The 14,970-nt window shown below is 63.8% G+C and carries 15 protein-coding genes; 7 read left to right on the top strand and 8 right to left on the bottom strand.

What is annotated here, in order from left to right:
* The first annotated feature begins 142 nt into the window (after positions 1-142).
* Entirely contained in the window at positions 143-595 is a 453-nt protein-coding gene (locus AC0L18_RS24865) for a hypothetical protein (protein ID WP_473494589.1), read from the top strand.
* Between the two features lie 100 nt (positions 596-695).
* Here AC0L18_RS24865 and AC0L18_RS24860 read toward each other — a convergent pair whose 3' ends face one another.
* On the bottom strand, positions 696-1,868 hold the full coding sequence (locus tag AC0L18_RS24860) for an amidohydrolase (protein ID WP_473494588.1): 1,173 nt from the start codon (positions 1,866-1,868) through the stop codon (positions 696-698).
* Between the two features lie 100 nt (positions 1,869-1,968).
* On the opposite strand from AC0L18_RS24860, the gene AC0L18_RS24855 reads away from it, so the two are divergent.
* Positions 1,969-2,823 (top strand): AraC family transcriptional regulator, encoded by an 855-nt coding sequence (locus tag AC0L18_RS24855; protein WP_473494587.1) that lies wholly within the window; start codon positions 1,969-1,971, stop codon positions 2,821-2,823.
* Between the two features lie 57 nt (positions 2,824-2,880).
* Here AC0L18_RS24855 and AC0L18_RS24850 read toward each other — a convergent pair whose 3' ends face one another.
* From AC0L18_RS24850 to AC0L18_RS24840, 3 genes are read right to left on the bottom strand one after another with little or no spacing between them, the layout of a single operon-like run.
* Positions 2,881-3,435, bottom strand: a complete 555-nt coding sequence (locus AC0L18_RS24850; protein WP_473494586.1) for a nuclear transport factor 2 family protein — start codon at positions 3,433-3,435, stop codon at positions 2,881-2,883.
* Positions 3,432-4,409, bottom strand: coding sequence for an alpha/beta hydrolase (locus AC0L18_RS24845; RefSeq protein WP_473494585.1), 978 nt, complete (start codon positions 4,407-4,409; stop codon positions 3,432-3,434). The genes AC0L18_RS24850 and AC0L18_RS24845 overlap by 4 nt, the downstream gene beginning before the upstream one ends.
* A gap of 58 nt (positions 4,410-4,467) precedes the next feature.
* Entirely contained in the window at positions 4,468-4,971 is a 504-nt protein-coding gene (locus tag AC0L18_RS24840) for a nuclear transport factor 2 family protein (RefSeq protein WP_473494584.1), read from the bottom strand.
* A gap of 125 nt (positions 4,972-5,096) precedes the next feature.
* Between AC0L18_RS24840 and AC0L18_RS24835 the strand changes: the two genes are divergently transcribed.
* The 3 genes from AC0L18_RS24835 (at position 5,097) to AC0L18_RS24825 (ending at position 7,503) form a co-directional block, all read left to right on the top strand.
* Positions 5,097-6,005: a LysR family transcriptional regulator gene (locus AC0L18_RS24835; protein ID WP_473494583.1), complete on the top strand. Its 909-nt coding sequence runs from the start codon at positions 5,097-5,099 to the stop codon at positions 6,003-6,005.
* Positions 6,006-6,184: 179 nt separating this feature from the next.
* Positions 6,185-6,991, top strand: a complete 807-nt coding sequence (locus tag AC0L18_RS24830) for a copper homeostasis protein CutC (protein ID WP_473494582.1) — start codon at positions 6,185-6,187, stop codon at positions 6,989-6,991.
* The gene (locus AC0L18_RS24825; protein ID WP_473494581.1) at positions 6,988-7,503 is read left to right on the top strand and encodes a GNAT family N-acetyltransferase; all 516 of its coding nucleotides are present in this window, start codon (positions 6,988-6,990) and stop codon (positions 7,501-7,503) included. The genes AC0L18_RS24830 and AC0L18_RS24825 overlap by 4 nt, the downstream gene beginning before the upstream one ends.
* 63 nt (positions 7,504-7,566) lie before the next feature.
* Here AC0L18_RS24825 and AC0L18_RS24820 read toward each other — a convergent pair whose 3' ends face one another.
* The 4 genes from AC0L18_RS24820 to AC0L18_RS24805 all read right to left on the bottom strand — a co-directional run bounded on the left by AC0L18_RS24820 (position 7,567) and on the right by AC0L18_RS24805 (position 12,131).
* Positions 7,567-8,364, bottom strand: a complete 798-nt coding sequence (locus AC0L18_RS24820; protein WP_473494580.1) for an FAD binding domain-containing protein — start codon at positions 8,362-8,364, stop codon at positions 7,567-7,569.
* A gap of 117 nt (positions 8,365-8,481) precedes the next feature.
* Positions 8,482-10,830 carry a xanthine dehydrogenase family protein molybdopterin-binding subunit gene (locus tag AC0L18_RS24815; RefSeq protein ID WP_473494579.1) on the bottom strand — a complete coding sequence of 783 codons (2,349 nt, stop codon included), beginning with the start codon at positions 10,828-10,830 and terminating at the stop codon, positions 8,482-8,484.
* Between the two features lie 110 nt (positions 10,831-10,940).
* Positions 10,941-11,435 (bottom strand): (2Fe-2S)-binding protein, encoded by a 495-nt coding sequence (locus tag AC0L18_RS24810; RefSeq protein WP_287055216.1) that lies wholly within the window; start codon positions 11,433-11,435, stop codon positions 10,941-10,943.
* Positions 11,436-11,699: 264 nt separating this feature from the next.
* Positions 11,700-12,131, bottom strand: a complete 432-nt coding sequence (locus tag AC0L18_RS24805) for a nuclear transport factor 2 family protein (protein WP_287177662.1) — start codon at positions 12,129-12,131, stop codon at positions 11,700-11,702.
* Positions 12,132-12,426: 295 nt separating this feature from the next.
* On the opposite strand from AC0L18_RS24805, the gene AC0L18_RS24800 reads away from it, so the two are divergent.
* Positions 12,427-13,506 (top strand): FIST N-terminal domain-containing protein, encoded by a 1,080-nt coding sequence (locus AC0L18_RS24800; RefSeq protein ID WP_473494578.1) that lies wholly within the window; start codon positions 12,427-12,429, stop codon positions 13,504-13,506.
* 8 nt (positions 13,507-13,514) lie between these two features.
* A complete protein-coding gene (locus tag AC0L18_RS24795) occupies positions 13,515-14,855 on the top strand; it encodes an ATP-binding response regulator (RefSeq protein WP_473494577.1) in 1,341 nt (446 codons plus the stop codon).
* The last annotated feature ends 115 nt before the right edge of the window (positions 14,856-14,970 follow it).

Here is a 14,970-nt window from a genome sequence, read left to right as displayed (position 1 = left end):
CCGCTAGGTGGGCTTTTACAACCCCCCGTTTTTTTTTCCCCCCCCCACACCCACCCCCCCCAATATATTACCGTCCCCCCACCGCGGGGGGCGCCCCCCCCCGCCGCTCCCAATTGCGGGGCGGGCGACTATGCGATGGGCAGTGTCAAAATGCGAACAATCAGCAGACTTTTCGATTCCCGCGACCCAGGCAGCGCGTGCCGTTGCCGCGCTTCAGGCGGCAGGAGTTTCTCAAGAACAGATCAGCGTCATCGGACCTTACGACGACGAAATCAGGGCTGTCCTGCGTGGTCCGGGCGGTGCCGCGCTTGGCGCGGCCGCTGGTCTGTTAATCGGCCTGGGTGCTTTTGAGGCCACCGGCATTGATCCTGTCGGAGCGGTGGCTGGCTTAATTCTCGTCGGTGGGGCCTGCGGCGGCTTTGCTGGTGGGCTTCTCCAGGCATCTGCCGATGTTGCTAGACAGCCGAGTGAGCCGAAGGTTGAACAAGGCGTCATTTTCGTGATGGCGCAGGTCGATGAAAATCAGGCCGATACCGCACAGACAGTGCTTGAAAATCCCGTCCGCGTAATGCAACTCGTGGCCACAGCCGGCTGAGATGCGTCGGGTTGGTTCGCCCTAACCCCTTCCCGGCTTATCGTCCACGAATCGCATTCAGATCGATTCCCGCTGAGCCGTCAGTTTTCCCTCTGACGGTTCACGAGGCGGGAAGCGTCTGCTCGACCAGATTGACGTAGTAGCGCAGCACGGTCGGCACGATCTCGTCATTGAAGACGTAGCGGTCGCCGTGCAGGCCCTCGCCGGGCCCGACATCGCCGACGCCGATCCACGCGTAGCAGCCGCCAGCCTCGCGGATCATGAAGGCGAAATCCTCGCAGCCGAGGCTCGGGCTGAACTCGGTCGAGACGTTCTCGCTGCCGACGGTGGCGGCGGCTGCCGCGATGGCGCGGGCCGTGGCGTCAGCCGTGTTGATGAGCGGCGGATAGCCCTTCTTGTAGTCGAGCGTGGCCTTGAGCGCATGGGCTGCGGCAATGCCGTGGGCGATCTCGCCGATCAGCTTCTCGCAATGATCGGAATGACCGGGCTCGAAAAACCGGCAGGTGCCTTGCAGCCAGACCCTGCCCGGCACGATGTTGCCGACTTTGCCGCCGTGGATCTGGGTGAGGCTGACGACCAGCGCGGTTTGCGGATCGACCGAGCGGCTGACGATACGCTGAACCGCCTGGACAAAGGCGCCCGCGGCCAGGATCGGGTCGTCGCCGAGCTGCGGCATGGCCGCATGCGCGCCAAAACCCTCGAAGGTCAGCTCGAAATTGTCGACGGCCGCCATCTGTGCTCCAGCGCGAGCGGCGATCGTCCCCTGCTCCAGGCCCGGCCAGTTGTGGACGGCATAGATCGCCTCGACCGGGAAACGCTCGAACAGGCCGTCTTCGATCATGCGCAGGCTGCCGCCTTCGTTTTCTTCGGCTGGCTGGAAGACGAAGTAGACGGTGCCGTCGAAGGCGCGGGATTGGCTGAGCAGGCTGGCCGCGCCGAGCAGCATGGCGGCGTGGCCGTCATGGCCGCAGGCGTGCATCACGCTCTCGTTCCTGGACGCATAGGGCAAGCCGGTCCTTTCGACGACGGGAAGCGCGTCCAGCTCGGCGCGAAGGCCGATGGCGCGTGTGCCCGTGCCGCTGCGCAGGACGCCGACGACCCCGGTGCCGCCGATCCCCTCATGCACCTCGTCGAGGCCGAAGGCGCGCAGTTTCTCGGCAATGAAACGCGCCGTTTCATATTCCTTGAATCCGAGTTCGGGCTTGCAATGGATGTGGTGCCGCCAGGCTATGACCTCTGGAGTCAGAGCGGCGATCGGGTCATTATGCGGCATGATGCTCTCCTTCCAAGCCGCAAAGGGCGGTTTGGATCACGATTAGAAGGCCGCATAACAGGCGTCTTGAACCAGATTGACCGCTGCAGGGACAAAAGCCGTGGACGCGACAGAGACCAGGAAATACTGGCGCCACCCCAGCTTCCCTGAGCTTGGCCTGTTCAAGGCGCGCTTCACGCAGCATCGCTATGATCTGCACACGCACCCAACCTATGTGATCGCGCTGATCACGGCTGGCTGCGAACGCATCCGCATCGGGCGCCACAAAATAGTCGCTCCGGCAGGCACCATTGCTGTCGTCAATCCCGAGGAGTGGCATGACGGGGAACAAGGTGCGGATGAAGGCTGGGCCTACCGGACGTTTTATCCCCCGGTGCCGCTGATGGCGGGCCTCGCCCACGAGCTGGGCAGGGCTGACACTCCGGTCTTCTCACGTCGGAATATCGAAGACAGCGATCTCGCCGCAGCGTTGATGGCAGCGCACCAGAGCTCGACCTCACCGGACGCGACGCAAGCCGAGACGTCGCTGCTCGTCGCCTTGAGACATCTCATCGTTCGGCATGGCGATTGCAGCGGGCGGGTAAAGGAGATCGAAGGCTCGGGATCGCGACGGAGGTTCTCGCTCTACGAGGAGCTTGTCGAAAGCGACCTTGGCTCGCAGCTCGACCTGCAGCGGCTTGCCGACGCCGCGTCCGTCACCCGGTTTCAGGTCATCCGGGATTTCAAGAAGGCGATTGGCCTGACGCCTGCAGCCTATATCCGCGACCGGAGACTGCGTCGCGCCAGCTCCTTGATCGAACAGGGGCTCGGCCTCGCCGAGGCCGCCATTGCGTCAGGTTTCGCCGACCAGAGCCATCTTTCCCGTGCGTTCCGGACCATGCATGGCATGACGCCGGGCATGTTCAGGAGAGGCAAAGCTCCCGAACCAAAACGAGTTCACATCGACATGAAATGATCGGGCAGTGGCCGGACCACCAATGTCGGCGCCGATTCCCGACGCAAGCTTGCGTTGTCATTTCGCCGCCGCCTCCACCCGGTCCGCAGCGGCGGCCAGCGCGGCGCGGTCGCCCTCCTCGTACAAGCGATGGATCGAGATGGCGCTGACGCGCCAGCCTTCGGGCGTCCGCACCAGCCGGTGCAGATAGCTGGCGCCGACCGTCCAGAACCGTGTGTTGATCCAATGGGTAGCGCGAACATGGCTGCGCGCGACCACGTCGTTGCCCGCGCCTTCGACAACGATGTTGGTGATAAGGTGCTGGGTGGCGTCGAAGCCCGGTAGCAGGCCTTGCCACTGAGCAATCAGCGCGTCGCGGTCGCTGGTCGCGACCTCGCCACCGAAAAGGCTGGTATAGTCGGTCGTGACGCGGGTCGTGAAATAGGATTTTACCCGATCCCATTCGCGCAAATCGGCATAGAGGCCGATCCCCGCCACCGCCTCGGCGATGGCGGTCTTGTCTTCGCTCGTCAGCGCAGCCGTGGACTGCATGGTGCTCAAGGCGGGCAGAGCGGCAAGCGTCGCGGCAAGAACTGCCGAGGCCAAAACAAACCGGCGGGTGACGGGGCTCATTGTCCCGCCTCCCCTGCACCGCCCAGCGTGGCGCGGAAATGCGCCTCAACGGCGTCGCTCGCTGTCTTCACCGGCGCAGCGCGGTCGTAGAAGTCGAACTGGGTGACGTTGTCGAGCCACAGCTCCTGCTTCGGCCCGGTCAGCCGCCCGTAAAATTTGTGCGCGCCCTGCGGGATGGCAGCCGCCTCGCTGTGCACCATCAGCAAGGGCTGATGCAGGCGCCGGGCAGCCTGGGTCGCATCGAATGTCAGCCAGCCGCGCCAGAAGGCCGGATCGGCCTCGTTGCGCCAGGCCGGGATCATGCCGCGACCAGCCTCTGTATAGTAAGGCACCTTGAACATGATCGCCCGCTCGTCGGCCAGGCTGGCGGCGGGCAGGAAAGCCTGTTTGCCGGTGCGGCGATAGGCGGCCTCGGCCGCATCGCCCACGGCTTCAAGCCTGGCAATGCCGTCCTTGCCGCCATAGGTCTGCTCGACCACCTCGGCATCGTGCAGCCAGGGCGCGACCAAAGCGACCGACTTGATCGCGGCATTTTTGGCGGCGGCAGTGACCATGTAGCCGGAGCTGGCGCAAATGCCGAGCCCGCCGATGCGGTCCTTGCTGATCTCTGGCCGGGCCGCGAGATAGGCGACCGCCGCCTCGATGTCGGCGACCTTGGCGCTGGGGTCCTCATACTGGCGGCGGGCGCCGCCGCTCTCGCCCCAACCGCGAAAATCGAAGGTCAATGCGACGAAGTCGCGGTCGGCCAGCTCGCGGGCGTAGCGGGCCGGCATCTGTTCCTTCACCGTCATCCAGGCGCCGGTCACGACCAGCGCGGGCCGAGGTTTCGCGTCCAGATCCTCGGGCAGATAGAGATCGCCGACGATCTGCTCACCGTGCGAGGCGAAAGCAACGCGCTCGACGCGCGATGCGGCGAAGGCGCTTGAGCCGAGGGCAGCGGCGGTTGCCGTGGCCAGCGTCAGGATTTTCAACATCGTAAATCTCCTTTGGCCGGGAACGAAAAGCGCGGCGCGACGGATAAAGGCCGCCGTCTCAGCGGTCATCCGTCAGTCGGCCGGGCAGTGGCTTCAGCTTGTAGTGCGTCCAGTAGAAGGTGTCCGACTGGTACATGTCGGTCAAGAAATTCTGCGCCTCGGCGATCTTGCCGTCCCTGATGCGAAACATCAGGGCGAAAAGCTGGTCGATCTCGGGACCTGAGCCGACGTTCGACCAGCCGCGATGGATGTCGACGACGAGATCGCCCTGCGCCTGGAAGAAGATCGGCTCAGCCCTGAATTTGCCGTCGGCCAGGCCACGGAAGAAGGCGACCACTTCCTCCGGCCCGCGCTTGTCGCCGGCTAGCGGATGGTGGCCGGGAATGCGCCACACGATGTCGGCCGCCAGGAAGGGCCGAACCGCCTCCGGGTTCCCTGTCGCATAGGCTGCGTAATAGTCCTTGATCAACTGGATGTTGCGGTCTTCCTGCGGGCCGCCGTTGGCGGGGGCGGCGGACACCGCCAGGAGAGCGCCGGCGGCGAGCGAAGCGAGTCTGGTCATCGGTCCTGTCTCCTTGCCTTTCGGGCCGTCGCGACAGCGAAGCCCGTTCGTCGGACCAACATGACGCTTTTGGTTCACCGGAAAAACCCGTAGAGTTCGACAAGGCTATTTGGAATATCCTCACAATGCGACTCGACCAGTTCAGCGGCATCGTCGCCTTCGTGAAGGTCGCGGAGGCAAAAAGCTTCACCCGCGCCGCTGCCGAACTCGGCGTCGCCCCGGCCTCGCTCAGCGAGGCGGTCAAGGGCCTCGAGGAGCGTCTCGGGGTGCGGCTCCTCAACCGCACGACCCGCAGCGTTGGCCTGACCGAAGCCGGCGCCCACTATTTCGACCACGTGCGCCCAGCGGCCGAGGAGATCCGGGCGGCCGGCGCGGCACTGCGCGAGACCCGCGACCGCCCCGCCGGCACGCTGCGCCTGAGCCTGCCGTGGATCGCCGCGCCGCTGCTGATCGAGCCGCTGATGGGGCCGTTCATGGATGCCTACCCGGAGGTGCGGCTTAGCCTGATCTTCGACGACAATTTCGTCGATATCGCCGCGCAGGGCTTCGATGCCGGCCTGCGGATCGGCGAGCTTCTCGAGAAGGATATGATCGGCGCGCGTCTGGGCGGGCCGTTGCAGACGGTGGTGTTGGGCAGCCCCGACTACCTCGCGCGTAACGGCTCGCCAAAACGACCCGCCGACCTCGCTGCCCACCGCTGCATCGCCTTCGCCTTCACCCGCACCCGCGCCATCTCGCCCTGGGAGTTTGTTGTCGATGGACGCCAGGTCGAGTTCACGCCCGACGCATGTCTGGTCGTGAACACACTGCCGCTCTGCATCACCGCCGCTGCGCAAGGGCTTGGCCTGGCCTTTGCTGTCGAAGGCCTCGCTGCGCCGCTTCTCGCCTCAGGCGCGCTGGTCAAGGTGCTGGAGCCTTTCTGTCCCACCTACGAACCGCTCCACCTCTATTATCCCAGCCGCCGCCTCGTCCCGCCAAAGCTGCGGGCGTTCATCGATTTCGTCCGCGCCAACGCCCACAATTTGCGAATATGATGCGCCGCCGCGAAACCAGCCATGACGCATATCGGCGAGCCGGTCCGGCTCACCCCAGGCGCCGACCATCTGCCGGGTGGCGGCGTTGAGGCGGTTGAAGGCGTTGATTGGCCGCATTGCAAACCGCAACAACCCGTCGCGTTGAGCCAATAGTTCCGGCTTTTGCGGCACGGAGCCCGATGCTAAGGGCTGCAAATCTTGAATCAGCAACGGATCGCCCTGTGACCGACACCGAACGCCCTCGCCTGCCGCTGATCGAAATCTGCGTCGAAGGCATAGATGGCCTGCTCGCCGCGCAAGCCGCCGGCGCCGACCGGGTCGAGCTCTGCGCCAGCCTCGTCGAGGGCGGCATCACACCGAGTTTTGGCATGGTGCGCGCAGCCGTCGGACTGGCGACGATCCCATTCCACGTCATCGTGCGGCCGCGCGGCGGCGATTTTCTCTACAGCGACGCCGAGTACCGTTCGATGCTCGCCGATATCAGCGCGTTGCGCGAGCTTGGCGTGGCCGGTGTCGTCGTCGGCTGCCTGAATGCCGACGGTACCATCGACGAAAGGCGGATGAGCGACTTGGTGCAGGCGGCAGGGCATTTGAACGTCACCTGCCACCGTGCCTTCGACATGACGCGCGATCCAACTGATGCGCTGGAAGCGCTGATCCGCAGCAAGGTCGGCCGCGTGCTGACCAGCGGCCAGCGCGACACCGCATTGGAGGGCGTGGCCCTGCTGGCGGCCCTCGTCCGGCAGGCGGGGAAGCGCATCATCATCCTCGGCTGCGGCGGGCTCGACCCGAACAACATCGCCGAGGTGCGGGAAAGAACCGGACTGACCGAAATGCATTTCGCCGCACTCAAGGACGTGCCGAGCGCCATGCGCTACCGCAATCCGCGGGTTGGCATGGGCGGCACCGACCTCGACCGCGAGTACCGCAACACGGTGACCGACGCGGCGCTGGTGGCGGCGACGATTGCGGCGGCGAGAGCATGATCGCGAAGGAAGAAAACAAACGGGCACGCCTGCCGATCGACCGGGTTTCGCCGCAGGACGAGACCGCCATCCTCGCCCTCAACAACGAACACGCGGCCGAGTTGTCGTGGCTTGAGCCAGGACGCCTGTCCTTCCTGCTCGGCGAGGCGTTCTATGCGCGCCGCATCGGCGCGCTCGAAGCCTTCATCATGACCTTCGACCAGGACGCCCGCTACGACAGCCCGAACTTCCTGTGGTTCCGCGAGCGCTATCCGCGCTTCGTCTATGTCGACCGCGTCGTCGTTGCGCAAGAAGCGCGTGGCCGCGGCCATGCCCGGCGGCTCTATGAGGATCTGTTCGACCATGTCTCGCGTGCCGGCCAGACCATCGTCACCTGCGAGGTGAATGCCGAGCCGCCCAACCCGGCTTCGGATGCCTTTCACGCCGCGCTCGGCTTCGTCGAGGTCGGCGACGCGGTGATCCACGGCGGCAAGAAGGCGGTGCGCTATTATACCAGGCCGATCACCGGCTGAGGCGACGGCGCTGCCCTGCCAGTTGCGGTTTCCCCTACTCCCCTACTCCCCTACTCCCCTCCTTCATGCGTTGGCGGCGGCCACTGCGCGCTTGGCCATCACCACGATCAGATTGGCGCGATAATCGGCGGAGGCGTGGATGTCGCTCATCAAATCATTCGCCGGCACTTTCACTCCGTTGAGGGCGGCGGCGTCGAAATTGGTGGCAAGCGCCGCCTCGATTTCCTTCGAACGAAAGACGCCGCTGTCGCCGGCCCCAGTCACGGCAACGCGGACTCCGTCCGCGCCGTTGGCCACGAACACACCGACGATCGCATAGCGCGATGCCGGATTGCGGAACTTTTCATAGGCCGCCTTGGCCGGCGCGGTGAAGGTCACCGCGGTGACGATCTCGCCGTCCTCCAGCGCCGTCTCGAACAGGCCTGTGAAGAATGCGTCGGCGGCGATCTCGCGCTTGTTGGTGACGATGGTGGCGTCGAGGGCCAGAAGTGCCGCCGGATAATCGGCGGCGGGGTCGTTGTTGGCGATCGAGCCGCCGATTGTGCCCTTGTAGCGCACCGCAGGATCGCCGATCCGGGACGCCATATGGGCGAGCGCCGGACACGCCCTCTTCAGCTTCTCGTCGCTGGCGACATCGTGATGCGTGGTGGCGGCGTGGATGGTGATGGTGTAGCCCGCCACCTCAATGCCTTTCAATTCCTCGATGCGCGAAAGATCGACGAGATCGGACGGTGCGGCAAGCCGCGTCTTCATCGCCGGGATCAGTGTCATGCCGCCCGACAAAAGCTTTGCATCGCCGGTCTCGAGCAGCTTGACGGCCTCGGCGACGGAGGCGGCTCGGTGGTAGTTGACTGGGTACATTTGTCTTTCTCCCTTCGGGGGAAAGGAGCGAATAGGGAGTAGTGAGTAGCGAGTAGGGCCTACCCCTTCGCACGCACTTTGTTCCCTATTCGCTACTCCCTATTCGCTATTTGCTTATCAATGTTTCGTTCCCCGGATCGCTGCCCAGACCGTGGACGGCGATGCCGGCATGGCGATATCGGTGATGCCGATGGCGTCGGTGATGGCGTTGATCACGGCCGGCGGTGAGCCGATGGCGCCGGCCTCGCCGCAGCCCTTGATTCCGAGCGGATTGCCCGGGCACGGCGTGTTCGAGGTCGAGACCTTGAACGACGGCAGGTCGTCGGCGCGCGGCATGGCGTAGTCCATGTAGCTCGCCGTCAAAAGCTGCCCGCTGGCATCGTAGCGTGTGCCCTCCAGCAAGGCCTGGCCGATTCCCTGGGCGACGCCGCCATGCACCTGGCCTTCGACGATCATCGGGTTGATGATGTTGCCGAAATCGTCGGCCGCGACGAACTGGACGACCTCGGTCACGCCGGTCTCGGGATCGATCTCGACCTCGCAGAGATAGCAGCCGGCCGGGAAGGTGAAGTTCGACGGATCGTAGAATGAGGTCTCCTTCAACCCCGGCTCCATGCCGCCAGGCAGGTTGTGGGCGGTGTAGGCAGCAAGCGCCATCTGGAACCACGGCACTTGTTTGTCGGTGCCGGCGACCTTCAGGGCGCCGTTTTCGATGACGATGTCGCCCTCGTCGGCCTCGAGCAGATGGGCGGCGATCTTCTTGGCCTTGGCCTCGACCTTGTCGAGCGCCTTGACAACGGCCGACATGCCGACGGCGCCCGAGCGCGAACCGTAGGTGCCCATGCCCATCTGCACCTTGTCGGTATCGCCGTGGACGATCGAGACGCTGTCGATCGGCACGCCGAAGCGCTGGTTGACCAATTGCGCGAAGGTTGTCTCATGGCCCTGGCCGTGGCTGTGCGAGCCGGTCAGCACCTCGATGGTTCCGGCGGCGTTGACGCGCACCTCGGCACTTTCCCAAAGGCCGACACCCGCTCCAAGACTGCCGACCGCCGCCGACGGCGCCAGTCCGCAGGCCTCGATATAGCAGCTCATGCCGATGCCGCGCAGCTTGCCTCTGTTGGCAGCGTCGGCCTTGCGCTGGGAAAAACCGGCATAATCGGCAGCGGCCATCGCCGCGTCCAGCGAAGCGGCATAATCGCCGGCATCATAGTTCATGATGACCGGTGTCTGGTGCGGGAACGCGGTGATGAAGTTCTTTCGGCGAAGTTCCGCCGGAGACACGCCCAACTCGCGTGCGGCGGTCTCCATGGTGCGTTCGAGCAGATAGGTGGCCTCCGGCCGCCCTGCCCCGCGATAGGCGTCGACCGGCGCGGTGTTGGTGTAGACGGCGCGCACATTGGCGTGGATCGCCGGAATGTCGTACTGGCCCGACAACAGCGTCGCGTAGAGATAGGTCGGCACGCATGACGAGAACAGCGACATGTAGGCGCCGAGATTGGCGATGGTGTCGACCTTCAGCCCGGTGATCCTGTTGTCCTTGTCGAATGCCATTTCGACCGTCGAGACATGGTCGCGGCCATGGGCGTCGGTGAGAAAGCTCTCGGTGCGGTCGGCCACCCATTTGACCGGCACGCCGGTCTTCTTCGAGGCCCACAGGCAGACGATTTCTTCCGGGTAGATGTATATCTTCGAACCGAAGCCGCCGCCGACATCCGGCGCGATGACGCGGAGCTTGTTTTCCGGCGCGACATTGTAGAAGGCGCTCATCACCAGGCGCGCGAGATGCGGGTTCTGCGAGGTCGTCCAGCAGGTATAGTGGTCCTCGGCCTTGTCGTAGTGACCAAGCGCTGCGCGCGGCTCCATCGCATTGGGCACCAGCCGGTTGTTGACGATCTTCATGCGGGTGATGTGGGCAGCCGCCTTGATCGCCGCGTTGGTCGCCGCGCTGTCGCCGAGCTCCCAGTCGAAAATCAGATTGCCGTCGGCTTCCGGATGGATCTGTGGCGCACTCCTTTCGAGTGCCTTCGGAGCGTCGACGACCGCCTTCAGTTCCTCGTAGCTGATGTCGACCGCCTCGGCAGCGTCGCGCGCCTGGCCCTTGGTCTCGGCAACCACGACGACCACTGCATCGCCGACATAGCGGACCCTGTCGAAGGCCAGCGGCGACCACGCCCCCATCTTCATCGGCGAGCCGTCCTTGGAATGGATCATCCAGCCGCAGATGAGATTGCCGATGCCGTCGGCCTTGAGCTCCTTGCCGGTTAGCACGCCGATGACGCCCGGCATGGCCTGCGCCTTTTTGACATCGATCTTCTTGATCTCAGCATGCGCATGCGGGCTGCGTACGAAGGCCACATGCTTCATGCCGGGAACCACCATGTCGTCGACATAGCGCCCGGCGCCGGTAATGAACCGCTTGTCTTCCTTGCGCGCTACACGAGCGCCAACACCTTCAATGCCCATCGCAGAAATTCCTCCCGAAAAAGTAGGGGAATAGGGGAGTAAGGCAGTAGGGCAGTAGGGATTTGAGCCGAATTCCCCTACTGCCTTACTGCCCTACTCCCTTACTGCCCTCATGCAGCTTGCCTGGCCTTGCCCTTCGAAGACATCGTCTCCGATGCGGCGAGGATCGCCTTCACGATGTTGTGGTAGCCGGTGCAGCGGCAGATATTGCCTTCGAGCTCGGCCCGCACCGTGGCCTCGTCGAGGCCTTCGGGATGGCGGTTGACCATGTCGGTCGCCGCCATGATCATGCCGGGCGTGCAGAAACCGCATTGCAGGCCGTGATGCTCCTTGAACGCCGCTTGCATCGGGTGCAGGTCGGCGCCGTCCGCCAGACCTTCGATGGTCACGACGCTCGACCCGGAGGCTTGCACCGCAAGCATCGTGCAGGATTTTACCGCCTTGCCGTCGACATGGATCACACAGGCGCCGCATTGCGAGGTGTCGCAGCCGACATGCGTCCCGGTCAGGCCGAGATTCTCCCTCAAGAAATGAACCAGAAGCGTCCGGTCTTCGGCAGCGCCGCTGACCCGCTTTCCGTTCACCGTCAATGATATCTCCGACATGAAACCTCCCTGGGTGCTACCTTGGTCGTTTTTGGCGTCGGTGGTGCCCGAGCCCTCCATCTGTCCGCTATTCTTATACCGCAAAGAGCACGGGAAATAGTGCCGCGGAATGCCGAGATTGCGAGAATGCAGTTCGGCCGAAAATCCGCCTATTGTACTTTCGGTCACGCAAAGACAGGCAAACGGCCGAGCGAAGCGAAACCATGGTCGCCTGGCGATGCCGCCTTGCGGCCATCAGCGGCAATGGTGCTGGCCAGGCCGATTTCAGCCGATGCCGTGCTTTCTGAGAACCTCCTGCTCGTCGCCTGACACCCAGCCAAATATTTTAGGCTCTCCCGCCAGTTTCTGCACGAGGTAGTGGACGTCGAAATCGATCGTGACGTCGGTTTGGCCTTTGCGCGCAAAGATCGACGTCCAGGCGACGTGGGCAACGCAATGATGCTCGTCTATCGGCGAAATGCCAACATCGCGTATTCGCATCTCCTTGGTGCCGATCGCTCGATAGCGAGCATAGCCTTGTTCCATAGCCTGCTTGAGCTGGTCGTCGTTCTTCCCGACCATGACGCCGGCAGGCGACGCCGCAATGAAGGCGGAAGCATAGACCGACGTGACTTCGTCCATGTCGGCATCACCGGCGAGGGATTTCCGGAAAAGCCGCTCGTAGCGTTCGAATAGCTTCCTGACCTGGGCGTCCATGGATAACTCCCTTCCGCTGTGGTTTTGGATCTGACGTTTCTGAGCGCCGATGCTGTCAAAAACAGTAGAAAATTCAATTCCGTCATGTTGGCTCATTGCCAAAGTAGCACTTGAAGACAACAATGGTTTCGACGCCGGCGCGACAGGAGCACAAAAAAACAGCCGCGCACAAAAAAAGCGTCGGAGGAAATAGAGGAGGAAGCCGCTGGCCAGTTCACGGACGCGCTATGCATGCGGCCTATCGGTTCTCACCACCGACGAACCCGACGCGGATGCGTTCGCGCGGGCGGTGGCAGTGGAAGCCGCGGCCATCGACGCTGGATTTGCCCTGCTGTTTTTCTCGCAAAGCCTGCTTGAGGCCGTCGCCCTTTCGGAAGCGCTGAACAACCACGCGCCGGCACTCCGCTATGCCGGCTGCTCGACGGCCGGCGAGATTACGCCCAAAGGCCTGGAGGACGGCCAGGTCATGGCCATGCTGCTTCCCTCCGCATCTTTTTCGGCAGCCAGCACCATGGTCGAAAATCTGTCGTCATCGAGCATGGACGGGATCACCGGCGAAGTCGAGGCGCTGAGGCGTTCGTTACGCGGCCGCGTCGGGCACGAGCGAGCCGACACCACTTTCGCGCTCTGCCTGATCGACGGGCTGTCCTATGCCGAGGAAGCGGTCACCTCCGCCATCCATTGGGGGCTCGACGATATTCCACTGATCGGCGGGTCGGCCGGCGATGATTTGAAGTTCGAGACGACGCGGCTGATCTCGAACGGCAAGGTTGCCTGCGACTGCGCCATTATCGTGCTGATCACCACGGAAATTCCTTTCCACGTGTTCAAGACCGACAATTTCGTCCCCACCGACGAGAAGCTGGTGGTGACCGCGTCCGATCCCGATCACCGCACCGTGCGCGAATTCAACGCCACCAATGCCGCCGAGGAATATGCCGCCTCGGTCGGCGTCATCCCGCAGATGCTGACGCCGCTGAGTTTCGCTTCGCACCCGGTGGTGGTGAAAGTCGGCGGCGAATTTTACTGCCGCTCGATCCAGAAAATGCACGCGGACGGCTCGCTGTCGTTCTTCTGCGCCATCGACGATGGCGTCGTCCTGTCCATCGCCCGACCCAAGAACATGGTTGAATCGACGCGTGCCGCCTTCAGGGATGTCGAGGAAAGGCTTGGCGGCATCGACATGATCCTCGCTTTTGACTGCGTGCTGCGCAGGCTCGATGCGCGCAACCGCCAGGTCTTTCGGGAGATTTCGGAACTCTACAAGGTCAACAACGTCATCGGCTTCGGCACCTATGGCGAGCAGTACCGGTCGATGCATCTGAACCAGACGTTCACCGGCATCGCCTTCGGAGAGCGGCAGGCGGCGGAGTAAGAGGTTTTATGCCGCTCAGGGACATCAACGACCTGGAGAAGCTGAAGAAGATCAACGCAGCCCTTGTCAGCCGCGTCGAGCGCTCGATGGATCAGCAAGGCAACGCGTTCTCGCTGTTCCAGACCGCGATTTCGCTCGAGAATCGAGTGCGTACGCGCACCGAGGAACTGCACTCGACACTGCGTAGATTGGAACAATCCAACATCGATTTGAGCGCGGCCAAGGAAAACGCCGAACTGGCGAACCTGTCCAAGACAAGGTTCCTGGCAGCCGCCAGCCACGACGTCTTGCAACCGCTGAACGCCGCGCATCTCTCCGTCTCGGCGCTGGCCGAAGTGCAGACCAGCGACGAAGGCAAAAAACTGGTCCGGCAGGTCGAGCGCTCGCTGGAGACGATGGAGGATCTGCTCCGCACCCTGCTCGACATCTCCAAGCTCGATGCCGGCGTCGTGCAGCCCGATATCGGCGACGTCAGCCTGGAGGTGCTGTTTTCGTCGCTGCGCTCGGATTTCCTGCCGGTCGCCGAATTGAAGGGCCTGACGCTGAAATTTCGGCCGGTCAACGCCGTCGTGCGCTCGGACCGCACCTTGCTGCGCCGCATCCTGCAGAACATCCTTTCCAACGCGCTGCGCTACACCCGCTCCGGCGGCGTGCTGGTCGGCACCAGGCATCGCGGCGACACGATCCGCATCGATGTCGCCGATACCGGCTGCGGTATCCCCGACGACCAGCGCGAGGCGGTGTTCGAGGAGTTCCACCGCGGCACGTTCCCGACCGATGCCGGGCTAGCCGGCGGTGGGCTGGGACTGGGCCTGGCCATCGTGCGCCGCATCGCCGCCGCACTCGGCCATCCCGTGACGTTTTCGTCGAAAGTCGGGCACGGCACGATTTTCCACATCGACGTTCCGGTCGGGATCGGCGCCAGCGTCGATGCCATTGCAAGCAGCGCCGACATGGAGCGGCCGCGCGGCTACGGTCTGTTCGGCACGAAGGTGCTGCTGGTCGAGAACGACGTCGAGGTGCTGCAGGCGATGACATCCCTGCTCGAGCGCTGGCAATGCCTGGTGCGCCCCGCCACCTCGACCGATGCCGCGCTCGAGATGCTCGGCGATACGGACTGGGTGCCGGACATTGTCATCGCCGACCAGCATCTCGACGGCGGCGACCTCGGCACCACGACCATCGCCGAGGTCCGCGATTGTCTCGGCCGCGCCGTGCCGGCACTGATCGTCACCGCCGACGGTTCGGAGACCGTCGCCAAAGCCGCCCGCGCCGCCGGCATCGAGCTGATGCGCAAGCCGCTGAAACCGGCGCAGCTACGCGCCCTGCTGGCGCATCTCTTGGCTTGATCCCAAAGACATTGGCAGAAGACCGCGAGCGACAAGAAAATGGTGCGCTGTCACCGTAATTTCTCGTCCTTGGACGGAAAAGGTAAGTTCTCGGTGACGGTTTATTCACCCTGAC

It is taken from the genome of Mesorhizobium sp. WSM4819 (assembly GCF_055811215.1).
The sequence above is the reverse complement of the archived record's forward strand: the minus strand, read 5'-3'. Positions and strand labels throughout refer to the sequence as shown.